Raw genomic sequence first — 3699 nt, forward strand, 5'->3', positions numbered from 1 at the left:
CCGAAGCAGTCATCGCCGAACTCGGCGACGCCATCTACCGTGATCCGGAGGCCGGTTCCTGGCAGACGGCCGACGCCTATCTCTCCGGTCAGGTCCGCGACAAGCTCAAGGCCGCACAAGCCGCTGCCGCACTCGACCCCGTCTTCGAGCGCAATGTCCGTGCCCTGGTCGAGGTTCAGCCGGCCGATCTGCGGCCTTCCGATATTACCGCCCGCCTTGGGAACCCATGGATTCCCGCCGACGATGTCGTGGCCTTCGTGCACGAGACGATGGGTGCCGAGATCAGGATCCATCATATGCCGGAGCTGGCATCGTGGACCGTAGAGGCGCGGCAATTGGGATGGATGGCAGCCGGCACGTCCGAATGGGGCACCGATCGTCGTCATGCCGGCGAGCTCATAGCCGACGCGCTGAACAGCCGGGTGCCGCAGATCTTCGATACAGTGAAGGAGGGCCCTGCTGAAAAGCGCGTGCTCAATGTCGTGGATACGGAAGCCGCCAAGGAAAAGCTGCAGAAGATCAAGACCGCTTTCCAGACCTGGATCTGGTCCGATCCCGACCGGACCGACCGGCTGGCGCAGGTCTATAATGACCGCTTCAACAACATCGCCCCCCGAAGATTCAACGGGGATCACCTGCAGCTTCCAGGCGCCTCCGGCTCCTTTTCTCTTTATGGACACCAAAAGCGCGGTATCTGGCGCATCGTCTCGGCCGGCTCGACCTACCTCGCCCATGCCGTCGGCGCCGGCAAGACCATGACGATTGCCGCGGCCGTCATGGAGCAGCGCCGGCTTGGCCTGATCGCCAAGGCCATGTTGGTCGTTCCCGGCCATTGCCTTGCACAGGCGGCCCGCGAATTTCTGGCGCTCTATCCGAGCGCCCGCATCCTCGTCGCCGACGAGACGAATTTTTCCAAGGAGAAGCGGCATAGATTCCTGTCACGGGCGGCGACCGCCGCCTGGGACGCGATCATCATCACGCATTCTGCCTTCCGCTTCATCGGCGTGCCGTCCGCCTTCGAGCAACAGATGATCCAGGACGAATTGGAACTCTACGAGACGCTGCTGACCAAGGTCGAGAGCGACGACCGCGTCTCGCGCAAGCGCCTTGAGCGGCTAAAGGAGGGGCTCAGGGGCCGGCTCGAGTCGCTCTCGACCCGTAAGGACGACCTGCTCACCATCTCCGAGATCGGCGTCGACCAGATCATCGTCGACGAAGCCCAGGAGTTCAGGAAGCTCAGCTTCGCCACCAACATGTCGACGCTCAAGGGCGTCGATCCGAACGGCTCGCAGCGGGCCTGGGACCTTTATGTCAAATCCCGGTTCGTGGAGACGAAGAATCCGGGCCGGGCGCTGGTGCTGGCCTCGGGCACGCCGATCACCAATACGCTTGGCGAGATGTTTTCGGTGCAGCGCTATCTCGGTTACGAGGCGCTGCTTCAGCGCGGCCTGCACGAGTTCGACGCCTGGGCTTCGACCTTCGGCGACGTCACGACCGAACTCGAATTGCAGCCATCCGGCAAATACAAGCCGGTGACCCGCTTCGCCACCTTCGTCAACGTGCCGGAGCTGATCGCCATGTTCCGCTCCTTCGCCGATGTGGTGATGCCGCAAGACCTTCGGGCATATGTGAAGGTGCCGGCGCTTTCGACCGGCGCTCGTCAGATCATCACCGCCAAGCCGTCCGCGGCCTTCAAGCGCTACCAGATGGTGCTCGACGCCCGCATCAAGGCCATCGAGGAACGCGACCGTCCGGTAGAACCTGGTGACGACATCCTGCTCTCGGTCATCACCGATGGCCGGCATGCCGCGATCGACCTGCGGCTGGTCGATCCGGACAATGACAATGAGCCGCACAACAAGCTCAACGACCTGATCGGCAATGCCTTCCGTATCTGGCAGGAAACAGCGCAAAGCAGCTATGTCCGCGCCGACGGCAAGCCGTTCGAGCTTCCGGGCGCAGCGCAGATGATCTTCTCCGATCTCGGCACGATCGGCGTCGAGAAAACCAGAGGCTTCTCGGCCTATCGCTGGATCAGGGATGAACTGGTCCGCAGGGGCGTTCCGGCATCACAAATTGCCTTCATGCAGGAGTTCAAGAAGTCGGAGGCCAAGCAGCGCCTGTTCGGTGATGTGCGCGCTGGAAAAACCCGGTTCCTGATCGGCTCCTCCGACACGATGGGCACCGGCGTCAACGCGCAGTTCCGCCTCAAGGCGCTGCATCATCTCGACGTGCCGTGGCTGCCCTCCCAGATCGAGCAGCGCGAAGGTCGTATCCTGCGGCAGGGCAACCAGCACGAGGTCGTCGATATCTTCGCCTATGCCACGGAAGGATCGATGGACGCCCAGATGTGGCAGAACAACGAGCGCAAGGCCCGGTTCATCGCGGCCGCCCTTTCCGGAGACACGTCCATTCGGCGGTTGGAGGATATGGGGGGAGGGCAGGCCAGCCAGTTCGCGATGGCCAAGGCGATCGCCTCGGGCGATCCGCGCCTGACGCAGAAGGCAGGCCTGGAGGCGGACATTGCCCGTCTGGAGCGCCTTCGCGCGGCCCACATCGACGATGAGCACGCCGTTCGACGGCAGATCCGCGATGCCGAGCGCGATATCGAATACTCGACCCGGCGCATGGGCGAGGTGGGCAAGGATATCGAGCGCCTCGTGCCGACGACCGGCGATCGGTTCAGCATGGTGGTCGGGGGCGACGCGTTCACGGAGCGCAAACGCGCCGGTCGTGCGCTGATGAAGGAAATCCTGACTCTCGTGCAGCTTCAGCTGCAAGGCGAAATCACGATCGCCTCGATCGGCGGGTTCGATTTCGAATACTCCGGCGAGCGTTTCGGCAAGGACGGCTACCGCTATGCCACCAGACTGATGCGCACCGGCGCCGATTATGAAATCGAGCTGCCTGTCACGACCGCGCCGCTTGGCGCCATCGCCCGGCTCGAGCATGCCTTGGCCGGCTTCGAGGGCGAGCAGGAACGATACCGCCAGCGTCTTCAGGATGCCGAGCGCAGGCTCACATCCTATCGCTCGCGTGAGGGCGGCGCGTTCGGTTTCGCTGGTGAACTCGCCGAGAAGCGCCGGCAGCTTGCCGAAATCGAAACCGATCTTGCGTCTTCGATTGATGGCCAGGATCAGCGTGCAGCCGCATAGCAGGCTCGACACAGGCCGCCTGTCATTGTGTCAGGCACCGACCGGCGGCAAAGGTCCAAGGTGGCTCGGATGCAGGTGGCGCGCCCATATCCGGTCAGCACCGTGCGCAAGCCGCGATACAATCGTGGCGGCGTCCGTCTCGGATCGTTCGGCTCCAGACCGACGTCGCAGGGATGAGGAAAGAAAACGGAGGAAGAATAAAACCCGCTCGCAGATCGGGCGAGCCGCTGACGCTGGCGCTCAACCGCGCCGCTCGCGATCCCGGCCGCGTCGTCCTGCGCAGGGCTGTTAGCCCCGCTCGGCCAGCCGGGCAGGGATGCTCGGCCGCGGCTGCACCGGCCCGCCCGCTCCGCGGGCCGGGGGATGTCTTCGGGAAGAAGACGAGGAAGGACGCAGCGATCCCGCGGTGTCCGCAAACCCTTGAAGGAGCATCTCCATGGAACTGAAGTTTGTCGATCCGCGCGCGCTGAAGGATAATCCTGACAAGGCGCGACGCTCGAAGTCGAGTCCGCAGGCCGACGCGCTGCTGCTGGCTACGATCCGC

At 63.8% G+C, this 3699-nt stretch carries 1 protein-coding gene; it reads left to right on the forward strand.

What is annotated here, in order from left to right:
• Positions 1–3155 (forward strand): helicase-related protein (locus EH240_RS36445; protein ID WP_342634130.1); only part of this gene is annotated, 3155 nt, incomplete at its 5' end.
• Between the last annotated feature and the right edge of the window lie 544 nt (positions 3156–3699).

The organism is Mesorhizobium tamadayense (assembly GCF_003863365.1).
Taxonomy (GTDB): domain Bacteria; phylum Pseudomonadota; class Alphaproteobacteria; order Rhizobiales; family Rhizobiaceae; genus Mesorhizobium; species Mesorhizobium tamadayense.